At 49.8% G+C, this 22364-nt stretch carries 22 protein-coding genes; 13 read left to right on the top strand and 9 right to left on the bottom strand.

Features of this window, described 5'->3' with window-relative positions; all coding sequences use genetic code 11:
- Nucleotides 1-12 precede the first annotated feature (12 nt).
- The 4 genes from ACTHTG_RS02730 to yajC form a co-directional block, all read right to left on the bottom strand.
- Nucleotides 13-894, bottom strand: coding sequence for a carbohydrate kinase family protein (locus ACTHTG_RS02730; RefSeq protein WP_049330901.1), 882 nt, complete (start codon nt 892-894; stop codon nt 13-15).
- A gap of 323 nt (nt 895-1217) precedes the next feature.
- Nucleotides 1218-2153, bottom strand: a complete 936-nt coding sequence (secF, locus tag ACTHTG_RS02725; protein ID WP_003686183.1) for a protein translocase subunit SecF — start codon at nt 2151-2153, stop codon at nt 1218-1220.
- A gap of 3 nt (nt 2154-2156) precedes the next feature.
- Complete coding sequence (secD, locus tag ACTHTG_RS02720; RefSeq protein WP_004519309.1) at nt 2157-4010, bottom strand: protein translocase subunit SecD; 1854 nt, start codon at nt 4008-4010, stop codon at nt 2157-2159.
- A gap of 75 nt (nt 4011-4085) precedes the next feature.
- Nucleotides 4086-4352, bottom strand: coding sequence for a preprotein translocase subunit YajC (yajC, locus tag ACTHTG_RS02715; protein ID WP_003675720.1), 267 nt, complete (start codon nt 4350-4352; stop codon nt 4086-4088).
- Nucleotides 4353-4529: 177 nt separating this feature from the next.
- Here yajC and ACTHTG_RS02710 point away from each other — a divergent pair, with 177 nt between their 5' ends.
- The 4 genes from ACTHTG_RS02710 (at nt 4530) to ACTHTG_RS02695 (ending at nt 9955) form a co-directional block, all read left to right on the top strand.
- Nucleotides 4530-5588: a histone deacetylase family protein gene (locus tag ACTHTG_RS02710; protein WP_049335378.1), complete on the top strand. Its 1059-nt coding sequence runs from the start codon at nt 4530-4532 to the stop codon at nt 5586-5588.
- A 232-nt stretch (nt 5589-5820) separates the two neighbouring features.
- Nucleotides 5821-6885 (top strand): 2,3-butanediol dehydrogenase, encoded by a 1065-nt coding sequence (locus ACTHTG_RS02705; protein ID WP_003745670.1) that lies wholly within the window; start codon nt 5821-5823, stop codon nt 6883-6885.
- 118 nt (nt 6886-7003) lie between these two features.
- A complete protein-coding gene (locus ACTHTG_RS02700; RefSeq protein ID WP_049335376.1) occupies nt 7004-8146 on the top strand; it encodes an NADH-dependent flavin oxidoreductase in 1143 nt (380 codons plus the stop codon).
- A gap of 213 nt (nt 8147-8359) precedes the next feature.
- Nucleotides 8360-9955, top strand: a complete 1596-nt coding sequence (locus tag ACTHTG_RS02695; protein WP_070588308.1) for a peptide chain release factor 3 — start codon at nt 8360-8362, stop codon at nt 9953-9955.
- A 49-nt stretch (nt 9956-10004) separates the two neighbouring features.
- Here the strand turns inward: ACTHTG_RS02695 and ACTHTG_RS02690 are convergent, their stop codons facing one another.
- Nucleotides 10005-10775, bottom strand: coding sequence for a sulfite exporter TauE/SafE family protein (locus tag ACTHTG_RS02690; protein ID WP_039862025.1), 771 nt, complete (start codon nt 10773-10775; stop codon nt 10005-10007).
- A gap of 196 nt (nt 10776-10971) precedes the next feature.
- Between ACTHTG_RS02690 and ACTHTG_RS02685 the strand changes: the two genes are divergently transcribed.
- Nucleotides 10972-11517, top strand: coding sequence for a TIGR00645 family protein (locus tag ACTHTG_RS02685; protein WP_004519303.1), 546 nt, complete (start codon nt 10972-10974; stop codon nt 11515-11517).
- Nucleotides 11518-11588: 71 nt separating this feature from the next.
- Here ACTHTG_RS02685 and ACTHTG_RS02680 read toward each other — a convergent pair whose 3' ends face one another.
- Nucleotides 11589-12539, bottom strand: coding sequence for a bile acid:sodium symporter family protein (locus tag ACTHTG_RS02680; RefSeq protein ID WP_004519302.1), 951 nt, complete (start codon nt 12537-12539; stop codon nt 11589-11591).
- Between the two features lie 205 nt (nt 12540-12744).
- Nucleotides 12745-13632, bottom strand: a complete 888-nt coding sequence (locus ACTHTG_RS02675) for a YicC/YloC family endoribonuclease (protein ID WP_440360534.1) — start codon at nt 13630-13632, stop codon at nt 12745-12747.
- 138 nt (nt 13633-13770) lie between these two features.
- Between ACTHTG_RS02675 and rph the strand changes: the two genes are divergently transcribed.
- The 7 genes from rph (at nt 13771) to ACTHTG_RS02640 (ending at nt 18804) form a co-directional block, all read left to right on the top strand.
- Nucleotides 13771-14499, top strand: a complete 729-nt coding sequence (gene rph / locus ACTHTG_RS02670) for a ribonuclease PH (protein ID WP_039861956.1) — start codon at nt 13771-13773, stop codon at nt 14497-14499.
- Between the two features lie 171 nt (nt 14500-14670).
- The gene (locus tag ACTHTG_RS02665; RefSeq protein ID WP_004519299.1) at nt 14671-15891 is read left to right on the top strand and encodes an aspartate kinase; all 1221 of its coding nucleotides are present in this window, start codon (nt 14671-14673) and stop codon (nt 15889-15891) included.
- A gap of 337 nt (nt 15892-16228) precedes the next feature.
- Nucleotides 16229-16879: a hypothetical protein gene (locus tag ACTHTG_RS02660; RefSeq protein WP_004519298.1), complete on the top strand. Its 651-nt coding sequence runs from the start codon at nt 16229-16231 to the stop codon at nt 16877-16879.
- 79 nt (nt 16880-16958) lie between these two features.
- Nucleotides 16959-17285, top strand: a complete 327-nt coding sequence (locus ACTHTG_RS02655; protein WP_224783368.1) for a purine permease — start codon at nt 16959-16961, stop codon at nt 17283-17285.
- 68 nt (nt 17286-17353) lie between these two features.
- Entirely contained in the window at nt 17354-17677 is a 324-nt protein-coding gene (locus ACTHTG_RS02650; protein ID WP_440360535.1) for a dimethyl sulfoxide reductase, read from the top strand.
- A gap of 94 nt (nt 17678-17771) precedes the next feature.
- Nucleotides 17772-18182 (top strand): hypothetical protein, encoded by a 411-nt coding sequence (locus ACTHTG_RS02645; protein ID WP_004519295.1) that lies wholly within the window; start codon nt 17772-17774, stop codon nt 18180-18182.
- 187 nt (nt 18183-18369) lie between these two features.
- Complete coding sequence (locus tag ACTHTG_RS02640) at nt 18370-18804, top strand: hypothetical protein (protein ID WP_141744533.1); 435 nt, start codon at nt 18370-18372, stop codon at nt 18802-18804.
- 76 nt (nt 18805-18880) lie between these two features.
- Here the strand turns inward: ACTHTG_RS02640 and ACTHTG_RS02635 are convergent, their stop codons facing one another.
- Together ACTHTG_RS02635 and ACTHTG_RS02630 are read right to left on the bottom strand one after the other, a co-directional pair.
- Nucleotides 18881-19321 (bottom strand): DNA polymerase III subunit chi, encoded by a 441-nt coding sequence (locus tag ACTHTG_RS02635; protein WP_004519293.1) that lies wholly within the window; start codon nt 19319-19321, stop codon nt 18881-18883.
- Nucleotides 19322-19358: 37 nt separating this feature from the next.
- Nucleotides 19359-21845 carry a heavy metal translocating P-type ATPase gene (locus tag ACTHTG_RS02630; protein ID WP_049335597.1) on the bottom strand — a complete coding sequence of 829 codons (2487 nt, stop codon included), beginning with the start codon at nt 21843-21845 and terminating at the stop codon, nt 19359-19361.
- 361 nt (nt 21846-22206) lie between these two features.
- Here ACTHTG_RS02630 and ACTHTG_RS02625 point away from each other — a divergent pair, with 361 nt between their 5' ends.
- Nucleotides 22207-22332 carry a hypothetical protein gene (locus ACTHTG_RS02625; RefSeq protein ID WP_003678791.1) on the top strand — a complete coding sequence of 42 codons (126 nt, stop codon included), beginning with the start codon at nt 22207-22209 and terminating at the stop codon, nt 22330-22332.
- The last annotated feature ends 32 nt before the right edge of the window (nt 22333-22364 follow it).

The raw sequence follows: 22364 nt of genomic DNA, 5'->3' as shown, positions 1-22364 counted from the left end.
CTTGTCAAAATATCAAGCAGGATTCATAAACGCTTCAACTTCTTCCAAAGAAATATCCGCCGTCGCGCCATGACGTGAAGCCACCAATGCACCCAGCGCACAAGCAAAAGCAATGGCTTCTTGAGGAGGCGCATTATTGAGCAGCTTGTAAGTCAAACCACCAAGAAAGCTGTCGCCGGAGCCGACAGTATCCACCACTTTGACGCGGAAACCGCAATGACGGTACAACTCGCCGTCCTTATACAAAACCGCGCCATGACTACCCAAAGTCACACACAAGATTTTGACGCCGGTCAGCTCAACGAGGTAGCCGATATTTTGTTCGATACTGTGATAAGGAGAACCGTAAGCCGCAGCCAACTCATACAGCTCATCATCATTGAGTTTGACCATATCGGACTGTTTCATGGTCTCAAGCAAGCGGTCAATATCGTAATGAGGCTTACGCAGATTAACGTCAAAAATTTTGAATTTGGCTTCTTTCAGCAAAACCGCCAAGCTTTTACGCGAAACTTCATCGCGGGTTGCCAAGCTGCCAAAAACGAAAGCATCTGATTCTGCCACACGTTTGATTGCCGCATCATCAACCGCAATCCTGTCCCACGCGCAAGGATAAACAATCTCATAAGACGCACTGCCAGACTTGTCCAAGTGTACTTTCACCAAGCTGGTCGCACATTCGTGACAAACCTGCAAATAATCAGTATTGACGTTTTTACTTTGAATTTGACGTAGCAATTCCTCGCCATCGGCATCATCGCCGCGACGACTGATGATGACAGCATCGATACCCAAAGACTGCAAACGGACAGCAACATTTAGGGGTGCACCACCCAATACCTTTCCGTTTGGAAAATCGTCCCACAGCACTTCGCCGAAACTGGTTACTTTCATTCTTGGCCTTCCTTTTTTGAGGTTGATTGGCAGGGTCTGCACACCCGACAGATTTTTGCAAATCATGTACTTGTAGTAAAACTCCAGCATCGGGGGCAAAAGTATTATGTTTTAAAATATTGGGACTGACAAGCAATTAAGGGAATATCAGACAATAAACTTGATTCATCACAAAATTATATTGTTCCTATTTTTTCTTTTTCTTTCACATTTATCCCCTCCTGTTTCATTAAAACAAAATATTCTGAAATTTAAATACAAAAGGCCGTCTGAAAACTGATTCAATCAATTTTCAGACGGCCTTTATCGCAGCATTGCAGCGATTAAACTACAACTTCTTCTTTTTTCTTCACTTCTTTGGCAATGTTCTCACGACTCAAGCCAAACATCAGCAAGAGCGGGCTGGCAACCAATACGGAAGAGTAAATACCGAACACGATACCGATAGTCAGCGCCATAGAGAAACCGTGCAAGGCTGCACCGCCAAACACCAGCATAGAAACAACCATTGCCTCGGTCGAACCGTGGGTAATGATGGTACGGCTCATGGTTGCAGTAATCGCGTTGTCGATGACTTCCGGCACAGTGTGGCCGCGCATATGCGGCTTGCGGAAGTTTTCGCGAATACGGTCAAATACCACCACAGATTCGTTTACGGAATAACCCAAAACAGCCAAGATACCTGCCAAGACAGTCAATGAGAATTCCCATTGGAAGAAGGCGAAACAGCCGAGAATAATCACGATATCGTGCATATTCGCAATAATCGCGGATACTGCAAAACGCCACTCAAAACGCATGGACAAGTAAATAATAATACCTGCCACCACGAAGCCCAATGCCATCAAACCATTGGTAACCAATTCTTCACCAACCTGAGGGCCGATGAATTCGACTTGGCGCAAGGTAACGTCAGGGTTGTCTTTTTTCAGCAAATCCATCACTTGGTTGGACAGCTGTGCAGACGTTACGCCTTCTTTGTTCGGCAGGCGAATCATAATGTGTTTATTCGTACCCAAGGCCTGAACCTGTACATCACCCATTTTCAGCGTATCGAGGCGTTCGCGCGTTTTATTCACATCCACGCCCTGCTGATATTGGACTTCCATCACCGTACCGCCTGTAAATTCGACGGAGAAATTCAGGCCTTTGGTTACCAAAAAGAACACGGCGGCGATAAACGTAACCAACGAAATAAAAGTCGTCAGTTTGCCGTAGCTCATAAACGGAATATCACGTTTGATTTTAAATAATTCCATGTTTTACTCCTTGCCTTCTGCCATTTCAGCTTTCGGCTTCCATACCGAACCGATGGAAATATTTTGCAATTTGCGGCGACGGCCGTACCACAGGTTGACCAAAGCACGGAACACGACCACGGATGAATACATCGAAGTCAGAATACCGATACAGTGTACAACCGCAAAACCGCGTACCGGGCCGGAACCGAATACCAACAAAGCGATACCGGCAATCAGGGAGGTCAAGTTGGAATCGACAATGGTTGCCCAAGCGTGTTGGAAACCGAGGTTGATGGCCTGCTGTGGTACGACACCGGCACGCAGTTCCTCACGGATACGTTCATTAATCAACACGTTGGAGTCAATCGCCATACCCAAGGTCAAAGCCAAGGCGGCAATACCCGGCAAGGTCAGCGTTGCCTGCATGGCAGACAAAATACCCACCAAAAACAAGATATTGGTACTCAAGGCAATGGTAGAGAAGAAACCCATCAAGCGATAGTAAATCACCATGAATGCAGCAACAGCGGCAAAGCCCCACAAGGTAGAGTGGAAACCTTTTTCAATGTTTTCTTTACCCAAAGACGGGCCGATGGTACGTTCTTCGACAATCTGCATCGGCGCGGCCAGCGAACCGGCGCGCAGCAACAATGAAGTATCGTTGGCTTCGGCTGTCGTCATGCTGCCGGAAATCTCCACGCGGCCACCGGTAATGGCGGCTCGGATGACAGGCGCGGTCACGACTTCGGATTTACCTTGGTCGATCAACACCATAGCCATACGTTTACCCACATTGGCCGAAGTCAATTCGCCAAAAATGCTGCCGCCCGCACTATCCAGGCTCAGGCTCACGGCAGGCGCGCCCATTTGGTCAAAGCTAGGTTGCGCATCGTTGATGTTGTCGCCGGTTAGTTCAACTTGTTTGTTGACCAAGATAGTTTCCGGATGATCGCCACCGCTTGACAGCAATTCGTAACCGGTCGGCACATTGCCGTTCAAAGCTTCTTGCAGTTTGATCGGATCGTCTTCCACCATACGCACTTCCAAAGTCGCAGTACGACCGATAATATCTTTTGCTTTGGCAGTATCTTGCACGCCCGGCAGCTGTACGACAATGCGGTCAAGGCCGGATTGTTGGATAACCGGTTCGGCTACGCCCAATTCGTTCACACGGTTGTGCAACGTATTGATATTTTGTTTAACTGCATCAGAACGTACTTTATTGATTGCCTCTTCAGACAAAGTCAGCACGATATTGTTACCGTCCGGCAGCAGCGTGGCTTCAGGGAACAATTTTTGCAACTGAGGCAAGGCTTTTTGTACATCGGCAGCATCTTGCAAAGGCACGGTCAGACCGTTTTCAGTCTGATGCACCGTGCCGGTACGGATTTTTTCGCGGCGCAATTCGCGGCGGATATCGCCGGAATAACGTTCAAACGTTTTCTGCATCGCGGCTTTCATGTCCACCTGCATGGTGAAATGCACGCCGCCGCGCAAGTCCAGACCCAGGAACATCGGATTGGCTTTGATTTTCGCCATCCACTCAGGGCTGTCTGCCAACAGGTTGAGCGCGGTAATATAGCCCTCGCCCAAAGTATTTTCGATGACGTCGCGCGCTTTCAGTTGCGTTTCGGTATCTTTGAAACGCACTTTCAGCGAGTTGTCGACGATGAACATACCATCAGTCTGAATACCTGCCTGTTTCAGCGCGGCATCCACTTTAGACTGGGTTTGCTCATTGATAACGATGGCTTGTCGGTTGGTCGATACCTGTACGGCAGGCGTTTCACCGAAAAGGTTGGGCAGCGAGTAAACAGCCGCAACCACAATCGTGAACGCAATCAGCAGGTATTTCCATAAAGGATAACGGTTCATGGTAAACCTTTGCTTTATTTATAAAGGCAAACAGCCGCGCTCGGAAAATGAGGCGGCTTTTTGCAAAAAAACGGATTATTCGGCTTTCGCGGCAATCGCGTTGCGCTCAACTTCCACTTCGATTTTCGCACCTTGACCGATGTCGACAGTGTAGAATTGCTCGCCGACTTTGGTCACGCGGCCTTTGAAGCCTGCCGCCAAAACGACTTTATCGCCGACTTTCAAAGCGGCCAACATCGCTTGGTGCGCTTTGAATTTCTTTTGTTGAGGACGCATAATCAGGAAGTAGAACACCACCATGATCAGCACTAAAGGGGCAAATTGAGCCACTGCTTGATTCATAATATATCCGTTCTTTCAAGTTTTAGATTAAGTAAAAAACTGCACACTGCAATCAAATACATTGGTTGGACTGTAAAATTGAGCTATTCTAAAGGTCGTCTGAAAAATTTCCAAGTATTTCCGTATTTATTAACCATATTTAGCAGTCTTTACGACTTGTCCGACACATACTGTTCCATGTTCAAAAAAATCCTTTGGCGCATCAGCACCCGCCTACGCCGTTTGTTTGGCAAAAACGCCCGCACCGTATGGATTTCGCATCCGATATTCCTACAGCACCAGCCGGGGCCTAACCATCCCGACAGGCCCGAACGCATCAGCTCCATTCAAACTGCCTTAAAACAAGAAGGCATTTGGCGTCGCCTGCAAACCACCGAAGCACCGGAAATCAAAGATGCGCAGCTGGCATTGGTCCACTCGCGCAACTATCTGCACGAGTTGGAAGCCGCCCAGCCGCTCCCCGGCAAAATCCACCGCATCGATGACGATACGGTCATCTGCCACGACTCCCTTCAAGCCGCCCGTTTTGCGGCCGGAGCCGTTGTCAAGGCAGTCGATATGGTGATGAATAAAAAAGCCTGGCATGCTTTTTGCGCCATCCGCCCGCCAGGCCACCATGCCCACAGCAACAGCGCCGGCGGATTTTGCCTGATCAACAACACCGCCACCGGCGTGATGCACGCCATTGCCCAATACCGCTTGCAACGCATCGCCGTCATCGATTTCGACGTCCACTTCGGCGATGGAACGGCGGAGATTCTCCAAGACGATCCGCGCGTGATGTTTTTCAACCTGTTTGAAACCGATATCTTTCCCTTCCCTCAGGCGGAACAATACGCCGGCAATAAAAATATGCTGCATACGCCCCTCAAACCAGGCACAGGCAGCCGTATCTTCCGCACGACCATCCGCGAACAATGGCTGCCCAAGCTCACGGCCTTCCGCCCCGAGTTGGTGTTGCTTTCGGCAGGTTTTGACGGGCATAAACAAGACGAAACAGGCCGTCTGAACCTGCATGAAGCCGATTTTGCCTGGCTGACGCACAAAATCGTCCAAGCAACGGCAAGCTGCCAAGGACGTGTTGTTTCCGTGCTGGAAGGCGGCTATACCTTGGAATCCATGTCCAAATCCGCCGCCGCCCACATCCGCGTATTGGCGGGCTTAAGCAAGGCCGATTACGTCATCGCCTACCAAAAGCATCTGAAGCGCGGCAAAAGTAACAATCCTACACCATAACGCATTCAAACTATTGCCCAGGCCGTCTGAAAACAGATTATCCATTTCAGAAGGCCTTTTTTTTCATTTACAAACTTTAATTTGAGCAAAGACAAACCATTTCCATATTATCAGTAGTAAAATAACAAACATAAAACATATCAATAAAAACATTTCACACGCCACACTGCTTCCCTTTCCCCAATTGACCGTCTTTTTCAGACGGCCTCCACTTTAAAAAAGGAGCGTTACAATGAAAGCAGCACGTTTTTATAACAAAGGCGACATCCGCATCGAAGACATTCCCGAGCCAACCGTAGCTCCGGGTACTGTCGGCATCAATGTTGCTTGGTGCGGTATCTGCGGTACAGACCTGCATGAATTCATGGAAGGCCCGATTTTCATTCCGCCTTGCGGCCATCCGCACCCAATCTCCGGCGAGTCTGCGCCAGTCACCATGGGTCACGAGTTCTCCGGCGTGGTTTATGCCGTAGGCGAAGGCGTGGACGACATCAAAGTCGGTCAACACGTTGTTGTCGAACCCTACATCATCCGCGACGACGTACCGACCGGCGAAGGCAGCAACTACCACCTCTCCAAAGACATGAACTTCATCGGCTTGGGCGGCTGCGGTGGCGGCTTGTCTGAAAAAATTGCCGTTAAACGCCGTTGGGTACACCCTATTTCCGACAAAATCCCATTGGACCAAGCTGCTTTGATTGAGCCTCTGTCTGTCGGCCACCATGCTTATGTACGCAGTGGCGCGAAAGAAGGCGACGTCGCATTGGTCGGCGGCGCAGGCCCAATCGGTTTGCTGTTGGCTGCCGTACTGAAAGCCAAAGGCATCAAAGTCATCATCACCGAATTGAGCAAAGCGCGTAAAGACAAAGCACGCGAAGCCGGCGTGGCCGACTACATCCTCGACCCATCCGAAGTCGATGTCGTTGAAGAAGTGAAAAAACTGACCAACGGCGAAGGCGTAGACGTTGCATTCGAATGCACCAGCGTCAACAAAGTGCTGGACACCATGGTCGAAGCATGCCGTCCGACTGCGAAAGTCGTCATCGTATCCATTTGGAGCCACCCCGCTACCATCAACGTCCACAGCGTTGTGATGAAAGAGCTGGACGTGCGCGGCACCATCGCCTACTGCAACGACCACGCCGAAACCATCAAATTGGTTGAAGAAGGCAAAATCAACCTTGAGCCTTTCATCACCCAACGCATCAAACTGGACGAATTGATTTCCGAAGGCTTCGAGCGCTTGATCCACAACAATGAATCCGCAGTAAAAATCATTGTTAATCCTAATCTTTAATCCTAAGGCTTAAAGAATAAACAGGCCGTCTGAAACTTTTCAGACGGCCTGTTTACTTGATAAATTCCCGAATGGCCCAATCCTCTGCCAACCATTCACTTATCAAGAGCAAAATCTCATGAATCCAAAATACGCCCCACTCTTTCAAACATACACCCTCAATAACGGCGTAACCATCAAAAACCGCCTTGCCGTCGCCCCCATGACCCATTTCGGTTCACAAACCGACGGTTTAATCAGCGACCAAGAGCGTACCTTCCTCAGCAACCGCGCAGGCGATATGGGCCTGTTTATCACGGCCGCCACTTTGGTTCAAAAAGACGGCAAAGCCTTTCACGGCCAACCTGAAGCCACAGGCGAACACTGCCTCGACAGCCTGAAAGAAACCGCACAAATCCTGCGACAACAAGGCACAAAAGCGATTTTGCAAATCCATCACGGCGGTTCCAAAGCCATTGATGACCTTTTGGACGGTCTCGACAAAATCAGCGCTTCCGCCAACGAAGCCGAACACGCACGCGAAGCGACCGCAGAAGAAGTCGAAGCACTCATCGCCTCTTATGCGCAAGCCGCCGATTTGGCGCTTCGTGCCGGTTTTGACGGCGTGGAAATCCACGGTGCGAACGGCTATTTAATCCAACAGTTTTACTCTGCCCAAAGCAACCGCCGCAACGACCAATGGGGCGGCAGCTTGGAAAACAGAATGCGCTTCCCGCTGGCCGTTGTCGATGCCGTGGTTGCCGTCCGAGAAAAACACCAGCGCGACGATTTCATTATCGGCTACCGCTTCTCCCCCGAAGAGCCGGGCGAAGACGGCTTAACCATGACCGAAACCGGCGCACTGATTGACGCATTGGTACAAAAACCGCTGCAATATCTGCACGTTTCCCTGTGGGAATTTGATAAAAAAATCCGTCGCGGCGGCGATACCGCCCAAACCCGTATGCAGTTTATCCACGAACGCATCAACGGCAAACTGCCGCTTATCGGCGTGGGCAACCTGTTTACCGCCGACCAAATTTTGGCCGCCTATGAAACCGGCTGGGCAGAATTTATCGCCTTGGGCAAAACCGTGATGATTAATCCGCACATCGCCACGCAAATCCGCGAAGGCCGCGAAGCTGAAATCGAAACGCAACTCGACCCGACACGCGCCGACCATTACGGCCTCCCCGACACCTTGTGGGGATTTGCCTCCAGCGGTACGCAATCATGGCTGCCGCCGGTAAAAGGCGCGGAATGGAAACCGATGGATATTTAATCATCGATTCATAGCACAAGGCCGTCTGAAACTTTTCAGACGGCCTTTGGTTTGGTGCAAACATTGAATTATCAAGCATTTTTTTGTACAATTCCGCATCTTTCAATCTATTGCAGGGCGTGTCGCACACGCCCTTATTTTAGCCTGTTTTCCAACACCCATACCCTTCAGGCCGTCTGAAAAAGCGGCCTGAAACTTTTTGCAAAGAAAACCATGTCCCAAGAAATCCTCGACCAAGTGCGCCGCCGCCGCACGTTTGCCATCATCTCCCACCCTGACGCGGGTAAAACCACGCTGACCGAAAAACTGTTGCTGTTTTCAGGCGCGATTCAGAGCGCGGGTACGGTAAAAGGCAAGAAAACCGGCAAATTCGCCACCTCCGACTGGATGGAAATCGAGAAGCAGCGTGGCATTTCCGTGGCATCAAGCGTGATGCAGTTCGACTACAAAGACCATACCGTCAACCTCTTGGACACGCCGGGACACCAAGATTTCTCCGAAGATACCTACCGCGTATTGACCGCCGTCGACAGCGCCTTGATGGTCATCGACGCGGCAAAAGGCGTGGAAGCGCAAACCATCAAACTCTTGAACGTCTGCCGCCTGCGCAATACGCCGATTGTTACGTTCATGAACAAATACGACCGCGAAGTGCGCGATTCGCTGGAACTCTTGGACGAAGTAGAAAACATCCTGCAAATCCGCTGCGCGCCCGTAACTTGGCCAATCGGCATGGGCAAAAACTTCAAAGGCGTGTACCACATCCTGAACGACGAAATCTATCTCTTTGAAGCGGGCGGTGAACGCCTGCCGCACGAGTTCGACATCATCAAAGGCATCGACAATCCCGAATTGGAACAACGCTTTCCGTTGGAAATCCAACAGTTGCGCGACGAAATCGAATTGGTGCAGGCGGCTTCCAACGAGTTCAATCTCGACGAATTCCTCGCCGGCGAACTCACGCCCGTGTTCTTCGGTTCGGCAATTAACAACTTCGGTATTCAGGAAATCCTCAATTCATTGATTGAATGGGCGCCTGCGCCGAAACCGCGCGATGCGACCGTACGCATGGTCGAGCCAGATGAGCCGAAGTTTTCCGGATTTATCTTTAAAATCCAAGCCAATATGGACCCGAAACACCGCGACCGCATCGCCTTCTTGCGCGTCTGCTCCGGTAAATTCGAGCGCGGCATGAAGATGAAACATCTGCGCATCAACCGCGAAATCGCCGCCTCCAGCGTGGTAACCTTCATGTCGCACGACCGCGAGCTGGTGGAAGAAGCCTACGCCGGCGACATCATCGGCATCCCGAACCACGGCAACATCCAAATCGGCGACAGCTTCTCCGAAGGCGAACAACTGGCATTTACCGGCATTCCCTTCTTCGCACCCGAACTGTTCCGCAGCGTCCGCATCAAAAATCCGCTGAAAATCAAGCAACTGCAAAAAGGTTTGCAGCAACTCGGCGAAGAAGGCGCGGTACAAGTCTTCAAACCGATGAGCGGCGCAGATTTGATTTTGGGCGCGGTCGGCGTGTTGCAGTTTGAAGTCGTTACCTCGCGGCTGGCCAACGAATACGGCGTAGAAGCCGTGTTCGACAGCGCATCCATCTGGTCGGCGCGCTGGGTATCGTGCGAAGACAAGAAAAAGCTGGCGGAATTTGAAAAAGCTAACGCAGGCAATCTGGCGATAGACGCAGGCGGCAACCTCGCCTACCTTGCGCCTAACCGCGTCAACTTAAACCTGACGCAGGAACGCTGGCCGGACATCGTGTTCCACGAAACGCGCGAGCATTCGGTTAAACTGTAAAACGCAAAGGCCGTCTGAAACTTTCAGACGGCCTTTTTTTCATTCGATATCAACCCAATAAATCCCAAGCAAACTTTCCGATGGTCAGGCACAGCAGCAACATAAACCCATAACGCAGCAGCCTGGTTCCGCCGCGCATTGCCAAGCGCGCGCCGACCACGCCGCCGCACAAATTCGCCACCGCCAACGGTATCGCCCATGCCCACACAACATGGCCTTGCGGAATAAAAAACGTCAGCGCAGCAAGATTGGTGGTCGAATTGATGACCTTTGCCGAGGCGTTAGCCGCTAAAAAATCATAGCCGTAAAAGCGGACGAACACAAAAGCCAGCAGGCTGCCCGTTCCCGGCCCGAACACGCCGTCGTAAAACCCGATTAACGCGCCGAAAAATAAGCCCCATAAAGTTTCGCGGCGCGTCAGCTTTTCAGTGCGCACCGTCTGTCCCAAGTCTTTTTTCAAAAAAGTGTACAGACACATGGCAATCATGATGACCAACATCGTCGGTTTCATGTATTGCACGGGGAAATACACCACCGTTTTCGCGCCCAAATATGAAGCGACAAATGCCAACACCGCGGCAGGCAGCAGCATTTTCCACGGCACGGGGATTCGGCGCAGGTATTGCCCCGTCGCAGTCAGCGTGCCGCAGCAGGAAGCAAATTTATTGACACCCATTACCGAGGCCACAGGTGTAGCGTTTGGCAATAGGTTGAATAATCCGGGAATCTGCAATAGCCCGCCTCCGCCAACCGCCGCATCCATCAGCCCTGCGGCAAAGCCGACCAACACCAGATAATAAAAAAACGAATCTGCAAGCATAATGTCCATCTCTAAAAAGCAAAGCGATTTTGCGCGTATTTGCCTGTCCTGACAACCTACAAGGCCGTCTGAAAAACAAGGAACGATATCCTGTTTTCAGACGGCCTTTCTTTTTAAATTCAACCGCTCAAATTGCGGCTTAAAAATTTTTCCATTAAAATGCCGCCCCTTATCTTTCCTACACACAACACATTTTATGGAACATTCCACCCCGACCAAACGCACAGCCCACGACCGAATGGGCATCTTCGCGCATTTCATTTTTGCCAGCCGCTGGCTGCAACTGCCGATTTATATAGGCTTGATTATCGCCCAAGTCATTTATGCCTGTAAGTTCCTCAAATCCTTGTGGCACTTGGTATCCAATTTCAGCATCATGGATGAAAACACCATCATGATCGCCGTATTGAACCTGATTGATGTTGTGATGATTGCCAACCTGCTGACCATGGTCATTGTCGGCGGCTACGAGACCTTCGTCTCCCGCCTTCACGTTGACGAACATCCCGACCAGCCCGAATGGCTCAGCCATGTCAATGCTTCGGTTTTGAAGGTTAAGCTGTCGATGTCCATCATCAGCATTTCCTCCATCCATCTGCTGCAAACCTTCCTCAACGCCGCCAATCTGTCGGAAAAACAAATCATGTGGCAATGTATTACCCACATCTGCTTCCTGATTTCCGCCCTCGCCATGGCTTTAACGGACAAAATCGTGTACAGCACGACGCATAAAGCGCATTGATAATAAAAGGCAATCAAAAGGCCGTCTGAAATATTTCAGACGGCCTTTTGCTATCTGGCAATGTTTACAGCTTATTGCTTACGCTTGTCCCACCAGGCAAACAAATTGCCCAAAACCGTTCCTGACACAGAGTGCCAAACGCAGGCAACGGCGGCGGCAACGGCAGATTCGGCATTACCGGGGAAAAATTTAGCACTCAAACCGGTGGCAAGTCCGGCATTTTGTACGCCGACTTCGATGGCAAGAGTGCGTTTTTTGGCGGTGTTCATGCCGGTCAGTGCGCCGCTGTAATAGCCGAGGATGTAGCCACCGATGTTGTGGGCAGCGATGGCGAGTACCATAACGAAGGCGGATTCAGCAAAGCGGTGGCCGTGAACGGCAGCAACGCCGCCGACGATGCAGGCAAACGCGACAACGGCAACAGCAGGCATAATCGCGCGCACGTCTTCAAACCAGTGTTTTTTATGCAGCAATATATTGGCGGCAGAACCGATAACCACAGGCAACAAGGTAACGAGCAACATAAATTTGAACATACCCCAGCCGTCCATTTCGACGGTTTGTCCGACCAAATAAGTCATCCACAGCGGCGTCATCACAGGCGCAAGGACGGTGGAGACGGTGGTCATACCGACTGAAAAGGCGACATCGCCTTTAGCCAAAAAACTCATGATATTGGACGAAACACCGCCCGGGCAGGTGCCGACCAAAACCAGACCCAGCGTTAATCCAGGCGAGAGGTCAAAGGCTCTGGCAATACCGATAGCGAGCAGGGGCATAATCGTGTATTGGGCGATGGCGCCGATAAAAATATCGAGCGGACGTTGCGCCAGAATTTGATAATCTTCTTTGCCTAAAGTCATGCCCATACCGAGCATGATGATACCGAGTACAACGACTTGAGTATCGCCTTTTACCCATGAAAACGTAGCAGGTTCGATAAAGGCGATAATGGAGGCAAGGACGATAATCAAGGCGGTGAAGCGGGTCATTTGCCGACTGATAGCGGTCAGAAAGTTCATATTTTACTCCTTTGTATGTTTTTATCATGACAATAATTGCCATAATTTAACACATATTAACTCTTGTGCGCAATGACAGTAACGAAACAGGAAATCCATCATCCAATAATGTTTAAAAACAAACCACACTAACTCCACCCAATATCAACACAAAGGCCATCTGAAACCTTTTCAGACGGCCTTGTTTTATCCGTTCATTATCGATTTATTCGATATTTTGAACCTGTTCGCGCATTTGTTCGATTAAGACTTTCAGTTCAACCGACGCTTGCGTGCATTCGGCGGCGATGGCTTTGCTGCCCAAAGTGTTGGCTTCGCGGTTCAACTCCTGCATCAGGAAATCCAAACGTTTGCCTACGCTGCCCTTGCCTTCGGTAACGATACGGCGTACTTCGGCGATATGGGTGCGCAAACGGCTGAATTCCTCATCCACATCGGATTTTTGGATGAATAAAGCAAATTCCTGTTGCAAGCGGTCGTTGTCGATATTGCCGACGGCTTCTGCCAAACGGGTTTTGACTTTATCCATATGCGCTTGCAGAAGGCTGGGGAACAATTCGTTCAAAGCGTCCACAATCTCTTCCATGCCATCCAGGCGTTGCAGCAGGTGCTCACCCAGTTTTTTGCCTTCGCGTTTGCGGGCGGCTGTAAACTCTTTCAAAGCGCCGGTCAATAAATCTTTAACGCCTTTGGCCAAAGCCTCGGCATCTTCGCCCTGGCCTGCCAAAACGCCGGGGAAACGCAAAACGTCTGCCACGCTCAGCTTGCCGAAATTGTGTTCCTTGCGCCATTCTTTGTTCAAATGCGCCAGTTGGGCAACCAAATCCTGATTGACCTCCAAAGTCTGTCCGCCCGAGGAGGCATCCTGCAGCTGGATGCGGCATTCCAATTTACCGCGCGCCACAGCCGCGGCAATCTGCTCGCGCAACGCGCCTTCCAAATAACGCAATTCTTCCGGCATACGGAATTGAACATCCAAATAACGATGGTTGACCGCGCGGATTTCCAAATTAATCCGCTTGCCTCCGCATTCGCCTGCGGCATTGGCAAAGCCGGTCATGCTGTGGATTTGAATAGTTCGTCTTGTAGCCATGGTTTTACTCCGTTTCCAAATACGAGTGAAAGTATGGACACTATAACACACCCGACCGACGATTTTCAGACGGCCTTTGGTGCCAAATTCCTCTATAATTCAAGGCAACCTATTTTTTATTCCCCCCAAAGGTTCATCATGAGTAACTACACCCGCACCGGCCGCGCCGCCGACAGCCTGCGCGACATCAAAATTACCCCCAATTTCCTCCCCCATGCCGATGGCTCCTGCCTTATTGAGTGCGGCAACACCAAAGTGATTTGCACTGCCTCCATCGACGAAAATGTCCCACCGTTCCTGCGCGGTAAAGAACAAGGCTGGGTAACGGCCGAATACGGTATGTTGCCGGCTTCCACCGCCTCCCGTATGCGCCGCGAGGCCGCCGCGGGCAAACAATCCGGACGCACACAAGAAATCCAACGCTTGATTGGCCGCTCTCTACGCGCCGTCGTCGATATGGAAAAACTCGGCGAACGCCAAATCCTGATTGACTGCGACGTCATCCAAGCCGACGGCGGCACGCGTACCGCCTCCATTACCGGTGCCTACGTTGCCCTGCAAATCGCCGTAGACAAACTCCTTTCAAACGGCCTTATCAGCGAAAACCCCATCCGTGAAGCCGTTGCCGCCGTTTCCGCCGGCGTGGTGGGCGGTGTACCGCTTTTGGACTTGGACTATCCAGAAGATTCAGGCTGCGACAGCGACGTTAACATCATCATGACCGCATCCGGCAAAATCATCGAAATCCAAGGCACAGCCGAAGGCGCACCCTTCAGCATCGAAGAATTAGGCAAACTCATTGCCCTCGCGCATAAAGGCATTGCTGAATTGGTTCAACACCAGCAGGCCGCTCTTTTGGCCCGATAATCAGCAAGGCCGTCTGAAAACTTTCAGACGGCCTTTTTTAACCAAACCCCTTTATGCGTATTTACTCAAAAAAGCGCGTTCTATCCTTGAATTCCATGTAAAAAATAGTAATAATAACCCTTTTTCCAGCAAACCAAGCTGCCCGACAACCCCCACAAGAAAGCACGAAACATGGCGTTAATCGTACATAAATACGGCGGCACATCAGTAGGCTCGCCCGAACGCATCAAAAACGTAGCCAAACGTGTCGCCAAAGCCCGCGCCGAAGGACACGACATCGTAGTCGTCGTATCCGCCATGAGCGGCGAAACCAACCGACTGGTCGCACTGGCGCACGAAATGCAAGAGCATCCCGATCCGCGCGAACTCGACGTCGTTCTCGCTACCGGCGAACAAGTGACCATCGGCCTGCTGGCCATGGCCCTGAAAGACATCGGCGTTGACGCCAAGAGCTACACCGGCTGGCAAGTCGCCCTCCAAACCGACACTTCCCACACCAAAGCCCGCATCGAAAACATCGACGACGAAAGAATGCGTGCCGATTTGGCTGCCGGTAAAGTCGTTATCGTAGCCGGTTTCCAAGGCATCAGCAGCGAAGGCAATATCTCAACCCTCGGCCGTGGCGGTTCGGATACCTCCGCCGTTGCCATCGCCGCAGCCCTCAAAGCCGACGAATGCCAAATTTATACCGACGTAGACGGCGTTTACACCACCGACCCGCGCGTCGTACCCGAAGCACGCCGCATGGACACGATCACATTCGAAGAAATGATCGAATTGGCCAGCCTCGGCTCAAAAGTTTTACAAATCCGCTCCGTAGAATTCGCCGGAAAATACAAAGTGCGCCTGCGCGTACTCAGCAGCCTGCAAGATGGCGGCAACGGCACCCTGATTACCTTTGAAGAGGACGACAACATGGAAAGAGCAGCCGTAACCGGTATCGCATTCGACAAAAACCAAGCACGCATCAACGTACGCGGCGTACCTGACAAACCCGGCGTTGCCTACCAAATCCTCGGCGCAGTTGCCGATGCCAACATCGAAGTCGACATGATCATCCAAAATGTTGGCAGCGAAGGCACAACAGACTTCTCCTTCACCGTTCCACGCGGAGACTACAAACAAACCATCGAACTCCTGCAACAACGCCAAGACAGCATCGGCGCCGCCTACATCGACGGCGACGACACCGTATGCAAAGTCTCCGCAGTCGGCTTGGGCATGCGTTCACACGTCGGCGTAGCCGCCAAAATCTTCCGCACCCTCGCAGAAGAAGGCATCAACATCCAAATGATTTCAACTTCCGAAATCAAAGTATCCGTCCTGATTGACGAAAAATACATGGAACTGGCTACCCGCGTTCTGCACAAAGCATTCGACTTAGGCAACTAATTCCAACCAGTCAAAAAGGCCTTCTGAAACTTTATTGTTTCAGAAGGCCTTTTTTATTTCCATTACATAAATCAACAACATCTTAATAAAAAAAATCAACTTTAGCTCAAAACAGTGTAGCCTGGCTTATTATTACCCTTGTTAATTTCATTATATATTCAATATTTTACAACCATCCACCTTCGCCGTTTAATTCCAAAAACATACCACTTAACCTAATTTGAGAAAAATAAACAAATCTGTGATAAAATAGGACAAAAGTACAAACAATTATCTACGCTCATCAATAAAAACAAATTTCCCCCAATTTTCTCCTAACTTAAGAAGGAATCCTAATATGAACGTATTAAACAAATTCGGTATGCTGATCTTGACCGCTTCCCTGCTGGCAGCCTGCGGCGACTCCGGTAATAAAGGCAGCAGCGACAAACCGGCAGAACAAGTTGCTCAAAGCGAATCTAGCTCTGCCAACAAATACGAAAAAGCTCTGAGCGAATTCCCGGAAGCAGATCCTAAACTGGCCGAACCTATCGTCATTTCCGATAAAAAATCTCCAGACGGTCTTGCCGAATTGCAAAAATTCATTCACTTCACCACCGGTGAAGAAGCTCAAAAAATTACTCAGCTAGGCCTAGAATTGCAAAACTTGGCTAACCAAAATAAAGAAAAAGAAGCTTTGGAGCAGATGAACAAACTGACTGCCGCACTGGAACAATTCCATCAGAGCGCAGCTGCCCTCGACATCAAAGATCCTGAAATCAAAGCAGTTCTGGATCGTGCATTACAAGTCAGCAGTGCTGCCAACAACATGATGATTTATGCAGGCAAACATGCTTCTGAGCTGACTATCAACGGCAAAGATAAAGATTCGCTCAAATTTGCCAATGATTTCCAAGAAAAATCTCAAAAATTGCAAGAAACCCTACGTGCAGCCAATCAAGAAGTACAAAAAGCTGCCGAAGCTTTAGGCAAAAAATACTCCCAATAAGCCTATTGTTTCCGATAAATATCGGTGGTATCGGCAACATCGATACCACCTTTCCAAACCCTAAGTCAGGTTGAACACAATGAATAATCTAAACCCTTCACTCCCCTGCCCACACTGCCATGCCCCGATCCAAGGCGGATTGGTTAAAGGTTTGGCCGCAGTCAAAGAATGTCCTTCCTGCCATAAAAAAGTCAAATTCAAAAAACCGCCTGTTGGCGAATATTTCAAAGCTTTGCTGAAACCTTTCGCTATTTTTGTAGTAGTTGTCTGCATCGTAGCGGCAATACTGATCAGCCTGTTTGGTACATTCCCCCAATATATCAGTATGGCATTAGTTATCGGCTTTTTCGTCTACTACATTATCCCGATTCAAAACAAACTTTCATCTTTTGAAAAAGACGAATAAACATATACTTTGCCCATCCAACCCACTTTTCCGGATGGGCAATACTTTATACGGCCCAATAAAAAATAATGAAATCGTCCCCATTTTTTTGTCCGCATTGCTCCAATCCGATTCGAGGTAGTGCATTCAAAGGACTGAAAAGCATTAAAGAATGCCCGACCTGCCACAAAAAAGTCCGCTATAAGCAGCCAACTGCAAAAGAAATCCGCCAAGCGACATGGAAAAAGAGCATTATTTTCCTTGCCCTGCTGACCTTATACCTTGCCTTTCTGATTGCACTATTTCGCGCAGATATTCCTTTTACGTATCTCATCCTTCTTATCATGCTCTATTTGGTTGCAGTCTTCCAGCCTGCCATTATCAAGCATTCTTCATTTGAGAAAGACGAATAGCCTGCTTTCAGACGGCCATCGCCTTCGATAACAAGGTTTGGCCAATACCGATTTTAATCCTTATCCCCGATATCCCCTCCAAGGCTTTTATTACATGAAACGTCCAGTCCCTGTTACCATCGCCACCGTTCTCTATTTCATCATAACTGCCCTTACTTGCTTTACTACGGTTGCTCTTGCGATTTATTCGGGCGATTTACTGATAGAGGTTGCAGCCTTGGCATTCCCTTTCCTGCCTTGGTGGCTGTCTATGCCCCTATACTTCATCCTCCTTTCCTTACCGGTATTTATTGCTGTCGGCCTGCTTTCAGGCAACCGTTCTGCCCGTTGGCTGGCTATTGTGCTAGCGGCCTCTTCGCTAATCATGGTGTATAGCGATATGGCGAGCTATAGTTCTCAACAAATCATTATTCAATCCATTCTCCACCCTGTTTTGCTGCTCCTCATCTTCAATCCGGTATCCAACCGCTATTTCGCCAATGCGGCCTCAAAAACCGAATCCTAAACCATCGGATTTTGACTTCAAAAAAACTTAAGGCCGTCTGAAACCCTTGCCCTTACGCAAATCTTTTTCAGACGGCCTAAAATAGAATGGCCTTTTCAGACTGTCTTTTCCTAAGGCAGCCCTTCATACAAGCAATAATGCGTTTCCCTTAGCAGCTTTAAATACCAAACTGTAAGCAAACAAACCCATGAAATCAGTTTTTCCTATTTTCTTTATCCTGCTCAACTTATTCTTCATCCTCTATTTGCGACGCAAGCTATCTATATGGATTCGTTTGGCACTTTACTTGTCTATCGGTGGACTGTTTTATTTATGGATGTCCAACAAATCTGCCCTAACCTCCCTATTTGCACACACCCTGTCATTACAGCCATTCGACGTATTTCATGAGACAATCGGTTTTTCATTATCGGTTACAGTCTTCCTCAATCTGTTTGACTTGCTTGCCGTACCTTCGATTGTCCGTTTCCCCAACTTAATCCTCAAAAATCCCCAACACCACCATCAGTCTGTTCAATGGTATCTTGCCAATACTTCCCTTTTTGAACGCTTTTTCCACTATTTCTACTCTTTCTGCTGTTGCCTCATGTTTTATGGTATATGGCACGAAGCCTTCCGATAATCAATCTAAAAAACAAAGGGACATCATCAAAATGTCCCTTTGTTTATATTCAGACGGCCTTGAATATCTCCAACACTCAATCCTTCCCTCCTCTCGAAAAATGCTCAATCTCAAATCCGCTCTGACGATAAGCTCGAAAACGGTCTCGGGCTTCGGCCAAATCTTCTAAGCTGTTGCCCACAATTTCAAGGATACGGTTTGGAATGGCCGGGGCTTGGCTCCAGAAATCAGCAGACAGGTTCAAAACCGTGCAATCTTGCGAAATATTCGGCAATGCGTTTCCAAACGCAAGCAATACCGGCGTTTCAGACGGCATGGGGTCGGTAGGCAGCCAGACTTCATGCGGAATAAAGCTTTCGGGAATTTGCTGCCAAAAATCAACGTCTAGTTGCTGCACTGCCGCGGCAGAATCCGACCACACCAAAATCTGCCCGCCATCGCGTATGGCGCGCGCAATCAGGCGGCAGGCAAAGGCGGCCGGGCGGGCGACGTGTGTATAAAAAGTGGCTTTAGGCATGGCGTATTCTTTCGTTTAGGCAATGGATTGGCCGGTTTCAGACGGCCTTTTTGGTTTTCAACAATCTCAAGGCATTGCCCAACACCAGCAGCGAGCTGAAACTCATGCCGAGCGCGGCGATCCACGGGGTAACGTAACCAAACACGGCCAGCGGAACGGCAACCAGATTGTATGCGCTAGCCCAAGTCAGGTTTTGGCGGATAATTTGATGGGTGCGGCGTGCCTGTTCCATCATCACGGGCAAAACGTTCAAATCATCATTGAGCAAAACCACATCCGCACCGTCTCGCGCCACATCGGCACTCGTGGCCACGGCGGCCGACACGTCGGCTTGGGCAAGGACGGGGGCATCGTTGATCCCGTCGCCGATCATCATGACTTTACGCCCTTGTTTTTGCAGATTTTCCACATAAGCAAGTTTGTCTTCAGGCGTGGCTTCGGCACGATAGGCATCCAATCCCAGCTCTTGCGCGACTTGGGCTACGGCAGCTTGACGGTCACCGCTTAAAAGGTGCAGACGGATGCCGTGTTGTTTCAGGTTTTGCAACATTTCAGCGGCGCTGTCTTTGATTTGGTCTTCCAGCAAAAAGGCCGTCTGAAAACCGCTTTGATTGCCCAAGAAAATAATGCCGCCTGTGTGGTCGATATGGGCAAATGTTTCAGGCAGATTACCGGCGATTTCCGAAACAAACGCCGCTTTGCCCAAAGCCCAAACTTGGGTTTTGCCATCCAATTCGATTTGTGCGCTGACACCGTGTCCGATACGGTTGACCCGTTGCTGCACTTTCACATCAAGCGCGGATACAGGTCCGTCTAAAAGCGTATGGTTCAAAATGGCACGGGCGATGGGGTGTTCGGATTGCTGTTCCAATGCTTGGGCAACGGCAAGGGCTTGGACTTCGTTCAGACGGCCTGCTGACAACATACGGCTGACGGAAAGCTGCCCTTTGGTCAGCGTACCTGTTTTATCGAACACGACGTCGTCAATTTGAGCAAGCGTTTCCAGGCTTTGTTTGCCGCTGATGAGAATCCCGTCTTTGGCAAGCGCACCGGTAGAAGCAGCCAGCGCAGTCGGAGTCGCAAGCGACAAGGCACATGGGCAGGTAATGACCAGCAAGGCAACGGTAATCCACAAGGCGGTGTGCGCATCTGCATACCAAGCCCAGCCGATAAAAACAGGAATCGCAAGCAAAAGTTCGCCAAACACAAAACTGGACGCGTATTTTTCGGCCAACTCGGCGGCACGCGGTTTTTGCGCCAGCGCACGGTCGAGCAGTTTGACGATATGGGACAGGCGCGTGTTGCCACCGGTATGGTCGGTGCGGATGATTAAAGGGCTGCTGGTGTTAAGCGTGCCGGCGGTTACTTTTTCAGACGGCCTTTTGACAATCGGCAAACTTTCGCCGGTCAACATGGCTTCGTTAACTTCGCTTTCGCCGGACAAAACCGTACCGTCCACCGGAATGACTTCGCCAGGCTTCACAACAATCGTATCGCCGATATTGAGGCGGACGACTGCGGCTTCCTCGATGACTTCGCTTTCCGGATAAGACGGCAAACGGTGGCAGAATGCCGGAACCAGTTTGACCAACCGCTCCGCCGCATCGCCTGCTTTGCGTCGGGCAATCTGTTCCATAAAACGCCCGCCCAATAGGAAAAACAGCAACATGGCGATGGATTCAAAATACATGCCCTGCCCTGCGTTGGTGGCCAAACTGTAAATACCCGCAATAAAGGTCATCACAATGGCAATGGCAATCGGCGTATCCATGCCGACACGGCGGTTTTTCCAGTCGCGCCACGCGCCGCGGTAAAACGGCAACGCGCTATAAAACACAACGGGCAACACCATCAAAAAGCCGCCCCAATGCAGGATTTCCAAATAAAGCGGCTCGATGTCGCCGCCGTAAAAATAAGTCGGCAGGGCAAACATCATCGTCTGCATCATACCCAGACCGGCCACGGCCAATCTGACGATAAACTGTTTGCGTTCCTTCTGCGCCTGCACTTCGATTTTTTGCGCATCATAAGGCGCAGCGGTATAACCGGTTTGGCGGATTTTCAGCAAAATGTCCGACAATTCGATGTGGGCGCTGTCCCACACCACGCGGCAGCGGTGGGTGCTGTAATTCAAATCCACGCGCACTACGCCCTTCATGCGCAACAACTGCTGCTCAATCAGCCACACGCACGCGGCGCAGGTAATGCCGCCCAGCATCAACACCGCCTCGCGTTCATCCCCTGCGCCGACCTCGACAAAATCCGCCTGCACTTCGGGCAAATCGTATAGCTTTAATTGCGACAACACTTCCGGTGGCGGCAATTCGGATTTTTCCGCGTCTGCGGTACGCTGTTTGTAATAATTGCCCAAACCTGCATCGATGATACTCTGCGCCACTGCTTGACAACCGGCACAGCAGGTTTCGTGTTCTTCGTCTTCAAAACGAACCGTCAGATGCAGATGCTCCGGGACTTCAAGTCCGCAATGGAAACAGTTTTTTTGGGGATGTGTGGAAGATGTCATCATGTGTTCGATTTATTTTTCAGACGGCCTGAAACAACCGTCCCAGGGTGTTACATTTTAGCAAAAAGCGTTTTTCTGCTTCATTTCATTTACTTTTGAATCAATAGACTGTCGGACTTTGTAAAAAATATGGAAAACAAAGTATTGACCGTTCATCAAACGATGAACGGTAACATATAAATACCGTTTATCTTTAAAAACTTCCGATTATTTTAATGTAAAAATGGAACTTTTTTAAAAATTCCGATACATTCTTTGTTGACCTCAGCCCACTTAAGCAGCATACTTTAGGCATTCCGCGAAGACGGAAATCAAAAAACACACATTTACTTATAAAACTAACTTATTGGGAAACCTCACCATGATTGATCGCCTTATGCCTATCTTTGCCGTTATCGGCATTTTGTCCAGCACCGTATACCTGAGCCTCGCCGCTTGGATGCTTTACGAAAGCGTGTTTAAAAAGAAAAGCCCTCTGTCGGCATAATCCTCAGATTTAAAATTTTACGGTAAGGCCGT

The organism is Neisseria sp. P0017.S009 (assembly GCF_051957375.1).
Lineage (GTDB): Bacteria > Pseudomonadota > Gammaproteobacteria > Burkholderiales > Neisseriaceae > Neisseria > Neisseria perflava.
Note: the sequence above shows the minus strand (reverse complement) of the source record. Positions and strands in the feature narration are given on the sequence as shown.